General features: G+C 52.1%; 9 protein-coding genes. 8 read left to right on the top strand and 1 reads right to left on the bottom strand.

What is annotated here, in order from left to right; genetic code table 11:
* The first annotated feature begins 95 nt into the window (after positions 1-95).
* The 8 genes from argF (at position 96) to ACX93W_RS24765 (ending at position 9,899) form a co-directional block, all read left to right on the top strand.
* A complete protein-coding gene (gene argF, locus ACX93W_RS24800; protein ID WP_459395100.1) occupies positions 96-998 on the top strand; it encodes an ornithine carbamoyltransferase in 903 nt (300 codons plus the stop codon).
* 38 nt (positions 999-1,036) lie between these two features.
* On the top strand, positions 1,037-2,275 hold the full coding sequence (locus ACX93W_RS24795; protein WP_459395055.1) for an argininosuccinate synthase: 1,239 nt from the start codon (positions 1,037-1,039) through the stop codon (positions 2,273-2,275).
* 146 nt (positions 2,276-2,421) lie between these two features.
* Complete coding sequence (gene argH / locus ACX93W_RS24790; protein WP_459395054.1) at positions 2,422-3,837, top strand: argininosuccinate lyase; 1,416 nt, start codon at positions 2,422-2,424, stop codon at positions 3,835-3,837.
* A 265-nt stretch (positions 3,838-4,102) separates the two neighbouring features.
* On the top strand, positions 4,103-4,789 hold the full coding sequence (ftsE, locus tag ACX93W_RS24785) for a cell division ATP-binding protein FtsE (RefSeq protein ID WP_459395053.1): 687 nt from the start codon (positions 4,103-4,105) through the stop codon (positions 4,787-4,789).
* On the top strand, positions 4,779-5,696 hold the full coding sequence (gene ftsX, locus ACX93W_RS24780) for a permease-like cell division protein FtsX (protein ID WP_459395052.1): 918 nt from the start codon (positions 4,779-4,781) through the stop codon (positions 5,694-5,696). Before ftsE ends, ftsX begins: the two co-directional genes overlap by 11 nt.
* A 12-nt stretch (positions 5,697-5,708) precedes the next feature.
* Positions 5,709-6,923 carry a murein hydrolase activator EnvC family protein gene (locus ACX93W_RS24775; RefSeq protein ID WP_459395051.1) on the top strand — a complete coding sequence of 405 codons (1,215 nt, stop codon included), beginning with the start codon at positions 5,709-5,711 and terminating at the stop codon, positions 6,921-6,923.
* A gap of 147 nt (positions 6,924-7,070) precedes the next feature.
* The gene (locus tag ACX93W_RS24770) at positions 7,071-8,525 is read left to right on the top strand and encodes a S41 family peptidase (RefSeq protein WP_459395050.1); all 1,455 of its coding nucleotides are present in this window, start codon (positions 7,071-7,073) and stop codon (positions 8,523-8,525) included.
* Positions 8,526-8,561: 36 nt separating this feature from the next.
* Entirely contained in the window at positions 8,562-9,899 is a 1,338-nt protein-coding gene (locus ACX93W_RS24765; RefSeq protein ID WP_459395049.1) for a PDZ domain-containing protein, read from the top strand.
* Positions 9,900-9,981: 82 nt separating this feature from the next.
* Here the strand turns inward: ACX93W_RS24765 and ACX93W_RS24760 are convergent, their stop codons facing one another.
* Positions 9,982-16,203, bottom strand: a complete 6,222-nt coding sequence (locus tag ACX93W_RS24760; protein ID WP_459395048.1) for an SdrD B-like domain-containing protein — start codon at positions 16,201-16,203, stop codon at positions 9,982-9,984.
* Positions 16,204-16,366 lie beyond the last annotated feature (163 nt).

Raw genomic sequence — 16,366 nt, 5'->3', positions numbered from 1 at the left:
TTGTAAATGTAAATGATGCACATAAAGGAGGCGGTTAATCCGTGGTTATAACAAAAGAAGAAATCGCGCAAAGCCTGAAAGGCCGCGACTTCCTCATGCTGGTGGACTTTACGCAGCAGGAGCTGCGTTACCTGATCGATCTGGCCATCGAGCTGAAGGCCAAAGTGAAAGCCGGTGAAACTCACCACATTTTGAAGGGCAAAACGTTGGGTATGATTTTTGAAAAATCGTCTACCCGTACGCGCGTGTCTTTTGAGGTGGGCATCTACCAATTGGGGGGCCAAGGGCTGTTCCTGAGCGGCAACGATTTGCAGATCGGCCGTGGCGAAACGATTTGGGATACGGCTCAGACGCTGTCCCGTTATCTGGACGGCATCATGATCCGCACCTTTGCCCATCGCAAAGTGGTGGAGCTGGCTCGGGGAGCTACGATTCCTGTTATTAACGGCTTGACCGACCTGTCGCATCCTTGTCAGGCGCTGACGGATTTCCAGACGATCTATGAGCATAAGGGCAAGCTGGAAGGGCTGAAAATGGCCTACATCGGCGACGGCAACAATATGGTGCATTCCCTGATGATGGGGGCGGCCAAGCTGGGCGTTCATATGTCCGTGGCGACGCCTGAAGGCTACGAGCCGGACGAAGATATCGTCCGTCAGACCAATGCGGTTGCCGCCGAGACAGGCGCGGTCATTCATGTATGCCGCGATCCTCGGGAAGCCATCGAAGGCGCAGACGTTGTATACACCGACGTTTGGGCGAGCATGGGTCAAGAAGCGGAGCAGAAGGAGCGGGAGCTTGCTTTTGCCGCATATCAAGTCAATGACGAGCTGGTGAAGCATGCCAAGCAGGACTTCCTGTTCATGCATTGTCTGCCAGCGCATCGCGGCGAAGAAGTGAGCGAAAGCGTCATCGACGGCAAACAATCCATTATATTCGACCAAGCCGAAAACCGGCTGCATGCGCAAAAAGCCATTATGGCCGCAATCATGTCGTAATCCATATCATCTCAACGTTAAAGGAGCGGAAAACAATTATGGCAAAAGAAAAAATCGTGCTGGCCTATTCCGGCGGCCTGGACACTTCCGTTATTCTGAAGTGGCTGAAGGAAACTTATGATGCCGAAATCATCGCTTTTACAGCGGATATCGGACAAAAGGACGAGTTGGACGGACTGGAAGCCAAAGCATTGGCGACCGGCGCTTCCAAAGTGTACATCGACGACTTGCGCGATGAATTCGCCAAAGATTTTATTTACCCGATGTTTCAAGCGGGTACGCTGTATGAAGGTCAATATTTGCTGGGCACCTCCATTGCCCGTCCTCTGATTGCTAAACGCATGGTCGATATTGCACGCGCTGAAGGCGCAACTGCGATCGCGCACGGCGCGACGGGCAAAGGCAACGACCAAGTCCGCTTCGAGCTGACGGCTGCTGCTCTGGCTCCCGAAATCGGCGTAATCGCCCCATGGCGTCTGGAAGCGTTCCGCGAGCAATTCCCGGGTCGCGCCGAAATGATCGCTTATGCCGAAAAACACGGCATTCCGGTAACGGCATCCGCCGCCAAACCTTATTCCACTGACCGCAACCTGCTGCATATCAGCTTTGAAAGCGGCATGCTGGAGGATCCTTGGTTCGATCCTAGCTCCGAGGAAAACGAAGATATGTACGTGCTGAGCGTATCGCCGGAGCGGGCTCCGAATCAGGCGGAATACGTTGAGCTTGCGTTTGAAAAAGGAAACTGTACCGCCATCAACGGCAAAGAGTTGTCCCCGCTTGAAATTATGGAGCAGTTGAATGAGCTTGGCGGCAAACACGGTATCGGACGCGTGGATATGGTTGAAAACCGTTTTGTCGGCATGAAGAGCCGCGGCGTGTACGAAACGCCGGGCGGCACGATCCTGTTCACCGCGCATCGCAAAATGGAATCCCTGACGATGGACCGCGAGGTTATGCATCTGCGTGATTCCCTGATCGCCAAATACAGCGAGCTTGTTTATAACGGCTTCTGGTTTGCGCCGGAGCGCCTGGCTCTTCAAGCGCTCGTAGCGGAGTCCCAGAAAAACGTCACAGGCGTTGTTCGCCTGAAACTGTACAAAGGCAACGTGATTGGCGCCGGCGTAAAAAGCCCGGTCAGCCTGTACAATCCCGATATCGCAACGATGGAAGCCGATCCTTCTAAGGCGTATGATCAAGGCGACGCAACGGGCTTTATCCGCCTGAACGCGCTGCGTCTGAAAGTATCTTCGGGCGTCGAGCAGAACAAAAACCAGTAACACCAGTAACAGGCTGCGATAGCGCAGAAGAGGCGGGAAGGCTGACCTAGCTCCATGCATGGGATGTTATGCGGAGACGTACAGCCCTATCGGCTGAGAGGTCAGCTCCCGCCTTTAATAGATCACGCAAGGGGGCGCGAGCTACAGTGAGCAAATTATGGGGCGGCCGGTTTACGAAAAAAACCGATCAGCTGGTTGAAGAATATACAGCTTCCATCATGTTCGACAAGGAGCTGGCCGAAGAAGACATTCAAGGCAGCCTGGCGCATGTTACCATGCTGGGCAAACAAAACATACTGCCTGCGGACGATGTGGAAAAAATCAAGGACGGCCTGCACCGCGTCCTTCAGCGCATTCGCCGCGGCGACGTTGAATTCACGATTGGCGACGAAGATATTCACATGAATATCGAAAAAACGCTGATCGACGATGTAGGCCCGGTCGGCGGCAAGCTGCACACCGGACGCAGCCGGAACGATCAGGTAGCGACCGATATGCATTTGTGGCTGCGCAAGCGCGTTGTCGAGTTTGTGGATATGCTCCAGAAGCTGCAATCGGCACTGGTGGAGCAAGCCAAGTCGAACAGCGATACAATCCTGCCGGGATATACGCATTTGCAGCGGGCGCAGCCCATCCTGTTCGCCCATCATCTGATGGCGTATGTGTCTATGTTTGGCCGCGATATCGAGCGGCTGCAGGACAGCTACAAGCGAATTAATGTGCTCCCGCTGGGCGCAGGCGCGCTGGCCGGCACCACGTTCCCGATCGACCGTCATTTTGTAGCGGAGCAGCTGCAATTCGACCGCGTCTATGAAAACAGCCTGGATGCCGTTAGCGATCGCGACTTCATTCTGGAGTTTCTGTCGCATGCGTCCATCATCATGATGCATTTGTCCCGTCTCAGCGAAGAGCTGATTCTATGGTCCAGCACGGAATTCCGCTTTGTGGAGCTGGACGATGCGTTCTGTACGGGCAGCAGCATTATGCCGCAGAAGAAAAATCCGGACGTGCCGGAGCTTGTCCGTGGCAAAACAGGCCGCGTATACGGCAACCTGGTCGGCCTGCTGACCGTTCTGAAGTCGCTGCCGCTGGCCTACAACAAGGACATGCAGGAAGACAAGGAAGGCATGTTCGACACCGTCAAAACGCTGCAAGGCGCGCTTCAGCTATTTGCGCCGATGATCGCGACTATGAAGGTCAATGTCGACGTGATGCGCCAGGCGGTCAATCAGGACTTCTCCAACGCTACGGATATCGCGGACTTCCTCGTGGGCAAAGGCATGCCTTTCCGCCAAGCGCACGAAGTCATCGGCAAAACGGTTCTGTATTGCATCCAGGAGAAAAAATATTTGCTGGATCTGAAGCTGGAGGAATTCAAGCAATTTTCCAGCCTGTTTGATGATCGGATCTATGCCGTGCTTCAACCGGAGCAGGTCGTCAACGCGCGCAACGTTTACGGCGGAACGGCTAAGGAGCAGGTGCTCGCCGCAATCGGCAGAGCGGAAGCCGGTCTTGCGGAAACCGGTGCTTGGGTAACGGAATATGCCGAGCGCAGCAAATAAATAACTGTCCTATCATCGCCGATTATGGCGAATAAACAATTAACGGCCCCGGCTTTCGCGCTGCGGGCTGTTTTTTGCGTTACGTTAGCGGCGAGGCAGAGTCAATTGCTGGGGATAATGGTCGTTTTGAGGTGCCAGCCAGCAGAAATCGACAAGCCGTCTCAAAGATTAGAATTGTGAAAAAAGCGGAAAAGGGGCCTCTGTTGAAGGAATTAGCCGGACGCTGTCGAAATAGTAAAATTGACTACAAACAGGATGTGATACCGTGATAGAAATGCACGACATTTGGAAAACTTACGCCGACGGCACACATGCCCTGCGCGGCGTATCGGTTCGTATAGATCGCAATGAATTTGTGTATCTGGTAGGCCCCTCCGGTGCGGGCAAGTCGACGTTTATGAAGCTTATCTATCGGGAAGAGGTTCCTACCAAAGGCCAGATTTCCGTCAACGATTTTAATATCGGAAAGCTGAAATCGCGAAAAATCCCCTATGTCAGAAGAAACATAGGCGTTATCTTTCAGGATTTCAGGCTGTTGCCCAAGCTGACGGTCTATGAAAATGTCGCGTTTGCGATGGAGGTCATAGAGGCGCCGCGCCGCATTATCAAGAAGCGGACGATGGAAGTGCTGGATCTGGTTGGACTCAAGCATAAGCACAACAGTCTCCCTTCCCAGCTTTCCGGCGGCGAGCAGCAGCGAGTGTCCATCGCGCGAGCCATCGTGAACAACCCTTCGGTTATTGTTGCGGACGAGCCTACGGGCAACCTGGATCCCGAGACATCGGCCGGCATTATGAACTTGCTGGAAGAAATCAACTTTAGAGGCTCGACCATAGTAATGGCTACCCACAACAAGGATATTGTAAACAACATGCGCAAGCGGGTTATCGCGATCGAAAACGGCAATATTGTGCGGGATGAAGCAAGAGGGGAGTACGGCTATGAAGTTTAGCACGTTGCTCCGCCATATACGGGAAGGCTTGAAAAATATTATCCGCAATGGCTGGATGTCTTTTGCTTCTATGAGTTCTATTTTTATATCGTTGTTTATTTTGGGCGTTTTTGTCCTGCTGGCGATGAACGTCAACATGATGGCGGACCAAATCGAAAGCAAAGTTCAAATCAGAGTGTTCCTGAATACGGATGTGGATGATGCCAAGGTGGCGGATTTGCAAAACACGATCGGCAACATGCCGGAAGTGAGCAAAGTGACTTTTGTCTCCAAGGAAGAAGGCTTGCAAATTTTGCGGGAAGCCATGGGGGACGAAAACGGGGATTGGCTGGAAGGTTATTCCGATGAAAACAACCCGCTGATGGTATCTTATACGGTCGAAGTATACGATCCTCAGTCGGTACAGGTCGTCGCAGACGCCATACAAGCAATCAACAGCACGGACAGCGACGAGCCTATATATAGAATCAAATATGGACAAGGCACCGTTGAAACGTTGTTCAAAATTACGAATGCCCTCCGGTATATCGGCCTTGTTATTGTCATCGGCTTGGGCGTAACGGCTATGCTGCTCATTTCCAACACGATCAAAATGACCATTGTGGCAAGACGCCGCGAAATCGGCATTATGAAGCTGGTTGGAGCAACAAATGCGTTTATCCGCTGGCCTTTCTTTATCGAAGGAGCATTGATTGGTTTGGTCAGCTCGGTCGTTACCTCGGGAATTATGATCCTGGGTTACGCCCAGCTGTTGAAACTTACGCAAACGGAATTTTCGTTAATGTTGATTACGCTTGTTCCGCTTAAAGAAGCGGCGTTGGCAGTTTCCGTACTCATTGTTGGCATTGGCACCTTGATTGGCATTTTGGGAAGCACGATTTCGATCCGAAAGTATCTGAAAGTGTAGGTGAACCGGTGGATGAAAAGGTTGTTTTTATTGCTGATTGCGGTTGTTATGCTAACCAGCTTTGTCGTGGAGCCTGGAGACAGCGAAGCTTCTTCGCTTTCCCAAATCGAGCGTGATCTCGCCAATGCAAGACAGCAGATCAAAGACGCCGAAAGCAAAGCGGCGGCTGCGGAGAGGGAAGCTGGCGCGGTCGAACAGCAGAAACAGGACTTGACGGTCAAAAAAGAGGATGCCCAGAAGGAAATTAACCAGCTTCTGGCGGAAATCGACAAAGTTGTCGTGGAAAAAAACAAGACGGAAGCCGAATTAAAGGCTAAGGAAGACGAATTGATTGAAACCGGCATTCAGTTGGACGAAGCGGTGGAGCGGGTCGAAAAACGGGACGAGCTGCTTCAGTCCAGAATGCGCCTGATGTATACAAACGGCTTTGTATCCTATATGGATGTATTGCTTAGCGCAAACAGCTTTAGCGATTTTCTGGATCGGTTTGATGCTCTGCAGACCATTTTGAATTCCGACAAGGATATTCTGGAAGCGCACAAAAAGGATAAGGAACTTGTCGAGGAGAAGAAAGCCCAGGTTGAGATTCAACTTGCTGAAGTGCAGGATTTGTTTCATGAGCTGGAGCTGAAGCAGGCGGATCTGGTGAAGAAGGAAGCGGAGAAAGAAGTGCTTATCGCCAGCTATAATCAAAACTTGAGCGAAATGTCGGATACCTTGGAGCAGCTGGTTGTCATCAGCGAGGAGCAAGAGAAGCTGCTGCTGGAGCTTGCCGCAAAAGTGTCCAAATTAAATAGCGAGAAAAAACGTATCCAGAACCCATATTCCGGCGGGAAGCTGGGAATGCCGATTACAGGAAACTACCGGATAACCTCAAACTTTGGCACTCGAATTCATCCAATAACGGGACAAAAGCATACGCATACCGGCATTGATTTTGCGGCGCCGTCCGGAACGGCCATTTATGCGGCGGAGTCCGGCGTTGTCATCGTGTCGCAAGCCTGGAGCGGTTATGGCAATGCTGTTGTTATCGACCATGGCAACGGTTTGTGGACATTGTACGCGCATATTCGCAATGGCGGCTTGCTTGTTAATGTCGGCGACAGCGTCAAAAAAGGCGACAAAATTGCCGAAGTCGGCAGTACGGGCAACTCCACGGGACCGCACTTGCATTTTGAAGTGAGAAAAAATGAAGTAGCGGTTAATCCTGGCGGATATTTGAAATAATGATAAAATAGCTTTACACCAATCAATAAGAGGCAGCCCTAGGGCTGCCCTTGTTGTCCATTAAGGGCTAATGTAAATAATGATGCCATGCCTGTCATATACTATGGTGGTCTTGCAGCTTCGAAATCAAGAAGGTGGTGTACCGGGGTGTACTTTAAAGGACGTACAGTCATAACGTTTGTTTTATTGACCATGATTGCCTCCGTGTTTGTCACAATAACGATGGCGGATCAATGGCTGGGGACGAAGGAGCCGATAACCGCGGTTGTCGCCGCTGCCGATGAAGGAAAGTCGAGTTCGCTCAAGCAGGAAGAAATGGCGAAGATCAACGCTGTGTTGGAATTGATCGAAACCAAGTTTTATGAAAAGGTAGATCGGGAAGAGCTGGTTGACGGAGCGGTCAGCGGCATCATGAATGCGCTTGGCGATCCCTACTCCGTCTATATGGAGGAAGACGACGCGCAGCATTTTTCGGAGTCGGTCGAAGGTTCTTTTTCGGGAATCGGAGCCGAGGTAACGTTGGATAACAACAAAATCGTTGTGGTGTCTCCCATTAAGGGTTCCCCTGCGGAACGCTCCGGGATGCTTGCCAAAGATGTGTTGATCTCCGTCAACGGCGAAAGCCTGGAGGGGTTGAACCTGCAGGAGGCAGTTGCCAAAATAAGGGGTCCCAAAGGGACAAAGGCCAAAATCGTTGTACAGCGCACCGGTTTTTCGGAGCCCATACAGCTGGTTCTGATTCGGGACGATATCGATGTCGAAACGGTTTACGGAACTTTGCGACCAGATGGTATCGGAGTGATTGAAATCCGCCAGTTTTCCATGAACACGGCCAAACGGTTCAAAGAAGAGCTGGAGAAGCTGGAAGGGGAAGGGCTGAAGGGGCTGGTGCTGGATGTCCGCAACAATCCCGGCGGCGTTCTTCCGGTCGTTGTGGAGATGTCCCAGCTTTTTATGAAGGAAGGCGCAACCGTGGTGCAGGTGGAGGATCGGAACGGAAACCGCGAGAAAACGCTGGCCAAAGGCGGGGAGCAAAAGGATTATCCAATTGCGGTATTAACCAACAAAGGCAGCGCAAGCGCATCGGAAATATTGGCGGGCGCTTTGCAGGAAGCAGCTGGGGCCGTTGTGGTTGGGGAACAATCGTTTGGCAAAGGCACGGTCCAGGTCAGCTACAATAAAGCGCTGGGCGATGGAAGCCTGGTCAAAATGACAATTGCCAAATGGCTGACGCCGAACGGCAATTGGATTCATGGTGAAGGGATTACTCCCGATGTTGCCGTGGGCCCGCATGAGCTTTACACCGTGGCCCGCCTTTCGCTTGAGGAGGCATTGAAGCCGGATAGCCTGAGCGAATCGGTGCGCAGCGCTCAAGTGATGCTGCATGGCCTCGGATTTGACCCATCGAGAGAAGATGGCTATTACAGTCAGGAAACCGTACAAGCGGTCAAAAAATTCCAGCAAAAACACGGTCTGCCTGACAGCGGAGAAATTGATCAGGCAACGGCGGAGAAGCTGGAGCAGGAAGTTATCGCGTGGCTGCAGAAGGACGAAAATGACATCCAGCTGCAGGAAGCGATTAAAGAAGTGGGAAGGAAATAGCTCCCGCATGTCGAATTAGTAGAAGGTCCGCTTCGTTTGTTGAAGCAGGGCCTTCTTGCTTTTTACACAAGGGGAGATGAAAAAGCGGTGGATACGGTAAAAGCGATGTTGTCTTCGATAGGCGAGGCTGTTCTGGGCATGGCGGCGCAGCCGTTTTACTATATAGCGGTTTTTCTCATAGCCATGCAGTATTTGCGTCAAATCAGAGTGGAGCGCCAATTGTTTGCCGTTAAGCTGCACAATTGGGTCCGGCTTACCCTGACGGCGGTAGGCGTCGGATTGCTGATCGGTCTGGGCCTTTCGGCAGTAAGCATGTTTTTGGGCTCGGCGATTACGCCTGCGGCCGTATTATGGCTTTGGAGCATTGCGGCTTTGCTCATGCTGGTGCGAATCCGTTATCTATGCTTCGCCTACAGCGCGGGCATCATTGCTCTTCTGCAATGGATTGCGGGTTTTACGGAGCTGGCGGACAGAAGCGATTGGCTGGGGGGCCTCGTGTCAACGCTAACCGCCATTGATGCGGCAGGACTGCTGCTGTTGGTAGCGCTGCTCCATCTGGCCGAAGCGCATCTTGTCTTTTGGCATGGGGACAGGTTAAAGACGCCGCTGTTTCTTGAAGGAAAAAGAGGGAAGCTGGTTGGCGGCTATGTGCTGCAAGGCTTCTGGCCGATTCCGCTGCTGCTGCTGGTTCCAGCGGGAGCGGGAACCGGAACGGCTGCCGGTTCATGGGATATGCTGCCTTGGGCTCCGCTGTTTGCCGGAGGCGGCTCGGCAGGCTGGACGGTAGTGGCCTTGCCGATGGTTATCGGCTTTACGGAACTGACCAAAACCATGCTGCCGCACAGAAAAGCCAAACATACGGCAAAAGGCCTGCTGGTCTACAGCCTTTGTCTTGCGGCGGCATCCGTTGCGGCCTGGCAATGGCCGATCCTACTGCCGGTGGCGGCTGTACTAGCCATTTCGCTGCATGAAGCGTTGGTCTGGCGCAGTTCCATTGCGGAAAATCGCGGGACGCCGCTTTTTGTCCATGATGCCAGAGGTTTGAGGATTTTGGGCATTGTGCCGGGCACGCCTGCGGAAGCAATGGGGCTGCTGCCAGGAGAAATTCTCCAGAAGGTTAACGGCAAAAAAGTCTATTCCAAAGCGGAGCTATATGATGCCTTGGCATTAAATCCGGCGTTTTGCAAGCTGGAAGCTTTGAATGAATCCGGTGAATTGAAATTTGCGCAGCGTGCCCGATATGCCGGAGAGCATCATCAATTAGGCGTAATTTTGGCCCCGGATGAAGCAGCTAATTTCTACGCCGGTGGTTTGTCGGTTTCGCTGGCGGGTTGGTTAAGAGGGCGAAAGGCCTCCAATCGGCGGCAGGCGTAATTACGCTGTATAGATAAAACAGAAGGCTTCCGCATCATTCCGATGCGGAAGCCTTTTTCCGTTTTAATCTACCCTTTTTATACTAGCTGGTTTTACGATTTCTCGCCAATCGGAGAGCAATGCCCCCAACTACTAGGATGGAACCTAGCAGGTAGAAGAGCAGATAGCTTTCCTGTCCGGTTTTTGGCAGCGTGTTGACGCCGTCTGGCGAACTGTCCGTACCGCCCTCCGGAATCGGATCAACGTCGATCTCAAACCAGATTTCCTCTTCATTGCCATCTTTATCTACGACAATGATAGAGAATTTGTCTTTGCCTACAAAGCCTGGTTTTGGCGTGTAGGTCCATTTGCCATCCGGCGTAATGGTAATTCCGCCGTTAGCTGGCGGTGTTCCGATTTCGGTAGTGCCTTCCGATGGCACCTCCACTGTACCGCCCACCGGCGTTTCCTCATCCGTTTTCTCTGTCACTGGAGTTGGAGTCGGTCCGGTAGTCGGTGTAGGTGCCGGCGTTACGCCTGGCGTCGGAGTTGGTGTCGGCGCGCCTGGTGTAGGCGTCGGTTCGCCCGGCGTTGGCGTTTCTCCCGGTTCTTCCGTTCCCGGCGTTGGCGTCGGTGTAGGTGTCGGGAAGATCGGCGGATAGACGACAAAATAATAGCCTTGGTCAATCGTCATGTCGCGCCATACGGTGCCGGAACCAATCGTGATAACCTCTGTGTATCCGCCCAATATCGGGTTGGAATCCTCATCGGCAGCAACGCCAGTAGCTCCCGCTTTTGTAGTTAAGTAACCCGTCGGAGCTGTGAACGTCACGTAATAGTCGCCAGCGAACAGATGGTCAAACAGATAGTACCCTGGTTTGCCGTTTTTGTCTGCTGTAATGGTTTGGGCAATCAGCTTTTTGTCGGAATCAAACAGCTTCACGGTGACGCCGTTCATTCCCCGGACATCCTCTTCATCCTGTTTGCCGTTATAGTTGACATCCAGCCATGTGTAATCACCGATCGCGCCCTTTCGGACCAAGCCGAAGTCGATCGTGAGATCTTCCCAGCCTCTTGGAGCCGTTTCGCCGATTCTGATCACATCGGTAAAGCCGTTTCCGTGTGTTGCGTTGGAGTCAAGCTCATCGGCACCAGCGCCGCTGCCTTGCTCCGCAAGCGTTACTTCATAGTTTTCATCAAATACGACTTGAACATAATAATTGCCGCTTGCCAGGTTGTCGAACAGATAATATCCCGGTTTGCCGTCAGGCCCGTTGGCCGTTACGGTTTCGGCATAAGCTGTGCCGGTGGTGCCGTTTTTGAACAGCTTCACGGTGATGCCGTTTAAGCCTTCTGAAGCATCCTCGTCTTGAATGCCGTTTCGGTTGCGATCCAGCCAGACGTAGTTGCCGATCACGCCTTTTGCCACAAGTCCCAAATCAATGCTTGGGTTGACCCAGCCGTAAGGAGTTTCGTTTTCGCCAATGTGAATGGCTCTTGTGATGTGGTCGTTATCGGTCCAGTTGGAGCCGTTCGGTGCGTCGTTATCGGATTCGGCAACCGTTTTTGCATATTCCTCAGGGTATTCGAATTTCACGTAATACGTACCCTGTGGAAGCTCTTTAAAATTGTAGTAGCCAGGGCGACCGTCGACGGTTTTGGTTACGTCGGTTTTATAAGGCGTTCCTGTAGGCGTGTCGCGGTACAAATAGACTTTGACGCCGTTGATGCCATGCTCCGGACCTTCGTCCTGAATGCCGTTCCAGTTGCGGTCATGCCATACATAGTCCCCGATGGCGCCTTTGCCGGTGAAGCCGAGGTCGATGCTCAGATCTTCCCAGCCGCTTGGGCCGATTGGAATCGGATTGACGGTCAGGCCTTTGTCTGTTCCGCTTGCATGGATACGGTTGGAGTCATTGCCGCTGTTGGAGCCGGCGGATTCCATTTTGGCCAGGTCGTAAATGGATGGCGTTTGGAACCACACATAATAATTTCCGGCTTCCAAATGTTCAAACAGATATTTTCCGTCCAGGTCGGTATAAACGGTATCCACAAGCTCGCGGCTTGCTCCGTTGTCCTTGTACAGCTTGACTTCGATACCCTGGATGCCGGGTTCGCCGGTTTCCTGAATGCCGTTGTCGTTGCTGTCAAACCATACGTAGTCGCCGATTTTGCCCAAGGCTACAACGCCAAAATCGATGGTTGGATCTACCCAGTTGGCAGGTCCGATATTAATTTCTCCGGTTCTGTATTTGGTGCGGCTATCGGCTGTTGTGCCTTCGTCCGTTGTTGGGTTGGAGTCCTGGGTGTTCGTTCCAACGCCTTCTGTTGTCGGATTGTAGCTGACAGGAAGCAGGAACTCTACCCAATACTTGCCGCCCAGCAATTGATCGAACCAGTAATAGCCTGGCTCGCCCGCTTTGGCATGGCCTGCAGGGTAATTGCCGGTTGTTGCGCGTTCAACCTCAACGGCAGCTCCGCCAACTTCTTTGTACAGAACAACCTCAATGCCGTTTAGTCCTCTTTCCTTGGCATGTGTATCCTGCCGTCCGTCAATGTCCCAATCCAGCCATACGTAATCGCCAATCGCGCCTCTTGGCACGAGGCCAAGGTCGATGGTCAGGTCTTGGAAGTTATTGCTGCGGTCAATTGTAATTTTGTCCGTTTTCCGGTTGTTGTCCAGCGGATTGGAATCTTCGCCCGGAGAACCGGAGACATTACGGGTCAGCTCGTAATCCTGCGGCCATTGGAACTGAACATAATAGTCGCCTGGCTCAAGATTATCGAACAAATATTTCCCGTCATTGTCGGTTGTGGTTGTCGCAATGGCGGTGTCAGGATCGCCTTCCTTGAAGAGTCGAACCGTGATTCCGGAAACTCCGTCCTCATCGGCATCCTGAAGGCCGTTGCGGTTTTTGTCCCACCACACGTAATCGCCGATACGTCCGGAGCCGATTACGTTTTCGACCGTAAGCTCCACGTCCGTAGTTGTATTAATGACGACGTTGATTGGAGTCGTATCCAATTGGTAGCCGGTCGGAGCGGTTTTTTCAACCAGCTCGTATTGGCCAAATGGCACATCGCTGAACGTAATGGAGCCGTTGTTATCCGTAGTCAAAGTTTGGGTGAAGCTGCCGTGTTTAGCTCTAAGCGTAAATTCGGCGCCTGCCAGCAGCTCGTCCAGCTTGTCTGCGGCTACCTTCTTCAGCGTCACGCCGCCCCTGTAGTTGTTGCTGCCGGGGAACGAGAAGCCATCACCGTTGCTTTTAATAATGCCATGCGTTTCCTGGGCATGGTTACGGGTTACGGACTTTTCAGTTGCGCTGAATGCGTAGCTGTTGGAAGTGCTGTTGCCTACTCCGTCGGCCAGCAAAGTGCGATAAACCAGCTTATAGGCCTTTTCCGTCGTTTGCGGATTCAGTACCTCCAGCGTAAACATTGGATTAAAAGGAGCCGATGTATCATTGCTGAAAGTCAGCTTGTAGTTCACATTGTCGATCGGAACCTCTATCAATGTAAAGTCGGCGTCCCGAGGCGCGCCGGAATCATTAGGATTCGCTGTGTTCGGCTCGGCCTCAAACAGCTTGAAGGTGTCGGGAAGCAGTGTTTGATACTGATCCGGACGGTCCTCCAGCTTGATGTTGCTTAGCTGGGACATGCCAGGGTTAATCCAGATGGTCCATTCCGCCAGCTTCCAGCCGTTGGCTCCTGCCGGTTGACTGATTTCCTTGTCGACGAAGGTGTCGCCGAACGAAGGGGACACGCTTGCGCTCAATGTCGCGCGGAATAGATTGTTGCTGCTGCTGAAGGTAGCCGTATTATGGACGATATCCGGCACAAGCTTGCCTCTCAGCGTTGTTTTGAAGGTGACCAGATGCGGGCCGTTAATGGTATTTTTAAAGTCGACCTGCAATTGTCCGTTTGTGTTTCCGCTGCCCGGCGTGTAGCCGAGATCGTAATTGGCTGCAGGAACGATCGCGCCGTTATTCAAGTTCCCATTGGCAGCCAGAGACATGCTTCTAATTTGTAGCGAGTTGGCGACGTATTCCTGACCGGATTGCAAAATGTCCACCAGTCTGGCGTCATCTACGGATTCATTATGATAATTAAAGAGTACATTCCACGTAATTTCTTTTGTTCTAGCATCATAGCTGCCGTTTTTGTATCCGTTATGCAGCGTATTCGAATTAGGCGTGATTGTATCGGAATCTCTTTGGCTGCCGGAGCCTTGCAATTCCGTTGTGCCGGTTGCTTTATCTACGATTTGTTCCCAATAAAACTCCCCTGAATTTTGGAAAGTATTGTTGTTTGTTGAATTCCAAGGATTACTGGAAGCGTACAATTCGTAGTCAAAAGTGGTTGTGTACGTTACGGTATGCTTTTGATTAAAGTCGTAATTGTTGTTGAACGTAATGACAAAACCGGTTTCCTTGTTCTCGACATTGACCGTTGGGGAAAGCGAATATTCGTTGCCTTCCGTCAGCGGAGTTCCGCTTCTGTTCGTAATGACCAGCGAGCCTGCGTCAAGGGAAAGGCCAAGACGATTAAACGTATCGACAAGCTTCAATGGTTCCGAAGCAGTACCTTTGAACCAGTAGTTATTGCTGTTCAGGTCGATGGTCCAGCTTATCTTTTTGCTGGCATAGTTCGTCAACTGACCGGACTTGTCAATCACTCGTTGTACGTATTGGTGGGACTCGCTGCTGCTTTTGCCGGGATCAAAGCTGCTGCTGAACGTGTTGGTTTTGTTGTTGTTTGCGGTAATCGGAACAATGTCCTTGGAGCGGGTCGCATATTCAATGACATAAGCCGAATCGATGGTGCCGTTCAGCGTCAATGCAAATTGATCCGCCACAGTAAAGGCGTCGACGGCGAGAGCTTTGGTCTCCGCCAATGCGTATTGATCAGCTCCGTTACCGGCCGCAACAGGGTCCCGGGGATCGGTTGCCGAGCCGTTGTCCGCAACGCCGACTTTGGTAACTCTGAGGCTTCCTGGCACCAGCTCGTGGCCTACAGGCAGGATATCCGTAATGACGGGATCGTCCATTTGGATTTGCCCAAAGTTATAGTCCAGCGTCCAATTCACCGTCTGATTGTCTCCGGCGCCGTTTGTATCGCTAGTGTAAGAACCTTTTGTTTTTTTGGTCAGCGGTCCGCGTTTCACGGTTACGCTTGCGCTGCTGGTCGCGATTTGCGAGGCATCATCCAGCAAGGCGATGTAGTTCGTTAAGCTTTTGCCGTCTTGGGTAATGTCCGCAGTGCCTTTTACACCCGTTGTAACCAGGATGCGATATGCTTTCGAAGTAGGCTGATGGCTTTGAGCCAGCTCGATTGCAATTGTGCCCGGCGTTCCCGGAACACCAGGCGCGTCAGGGACGGATGGCGTATACAAAACGGAGTATTCCGTGGCAGGGTCCAGCGCGGTCGCGCCTTGCGAAACGTTGCCCTGCAGGTTGACGGTCAACGGATATACTTCCAGGCTGATGTATTCAAGCTCTTCGGGAAGCGTATCAATAATGACCGGTTTATCAATGGTGCTCAGCTTGGTGTTGACATCCATCGTCCAATAAACCCGGGAAGTATTTACCAGGCGGTCAAGCCCGCTGTTGTTCGTGCCTTTGGAACGATCAAGATCTTTCGTAATGGTTGGATTTGCCCCATTCCATTTTACCGGCAAATTAACCGTTACCGTGTTGCTGGCATTTACGGGAATTTCAATGATAAGCTCATTGTCCGTAATAACCGTCGTTTCCTCCAGCAGCGTCTCGATTTGCAGACCGCCGCGCAGATAGAGATCTTCGGGCGCTGCAACGTTCTGGGCTGCAAAGTTAAGAGTGACTTGCTTGGATGCCCTGTTAACGGTGAACGTTCCGGCATTGCCCAGGGAGCCGCTCAAATCGCGTTCCAATTTCAGGCTTGCCGGCAAGCTAAAGGTGTAGTCGCCGCCTTGCGTAGCGATTGTTGGATCGATTTCCCACTCATAGAGAAGCGTGAAGGGATAGCTTGATTGACCCAGTTGAGCCTCAAAATCATTGGGATATCCCAAAATGGCGCCATTTGTATCAAAATACGCAAGCGTTTTTGAACCTGTGGCAGGAGATGAGAAATAGTCCAGAATTTCCTCCGCGGAGCCGAGTCTCGGCCCGTTCAGAAGCAGGGTTTGCTTCATGATGCTGTCCGGCACCGTAGCGCCTGCGGCCGATGAGTGCTGGATGACTCCCGCAAGCTGCGCCGTCTGCAGCACCATCATCAGAGCAAGCGCCAGCGCGATGCTTTTTCTCACCAAAGTATCTTTGGAGCCAAGGGGAGCCCCGCTGATGCCCATCCAGTGGAGAATCCTCCGCTGCAGGGAATTGCCTCCTCGTCTTAGTCGTGAAGCTCTCATGTTATCATTCCTTTCAAGATAGTAAACGTGTTGATCTGGCCGCTGATTCTGCACTTCTCTGTGTCTATGTATGTCAAAAACTCAAACGATGAGGCAGAGAGTA

The sequence above is a fragment of the Paenibacillus sp. CAU 1782 genome (genome assembly GCF_054551715.1).
Note: the sequence above shows the minus strand (reverse complement) of the source record. Positions and strands in the feature narration are given on the sequence as shown.

Excerpts from the sequence above, each read along its gene's own strand:
- ACX93W_RS24795 (WP_459395055.1), top strand. The coding sequence starts at position 1,037 with ATGGCAAAAGAAAAAATCGTGCTGGCCTATTCCGGCGGCCTGGACACT.
- ACX93W_RS24760 (WP_459395048.1), bottom strand. The coding sequence starts at position 16,203 with ATGGGCATCAGCGGGGCTCCCCTTGGCTCCAAAGATACTTTGGTGAGA.
- ftsX (WP_459395052.1), top strand. The coding sequence starts at position 4,779 with ATGAAGTTTAGCACGTTGCTCCGCCATATACGGGAAGGCTTGAAAAAT.
- ACX93W_RS24775 (WP_459395051.1), top strand. The coding sequence starts at position 5,709 with ATGAAAAGGTTGTTTTTATTGCTGATTGCGGTTGTTATGCTAACCAGC.
- argF (WP_459395100.1), top strand. The coding sequence starts at position 96 with ATGCTGGTGGACTTTACGCAGCAGGAGCTGCGTTACCTGATCGATCTG.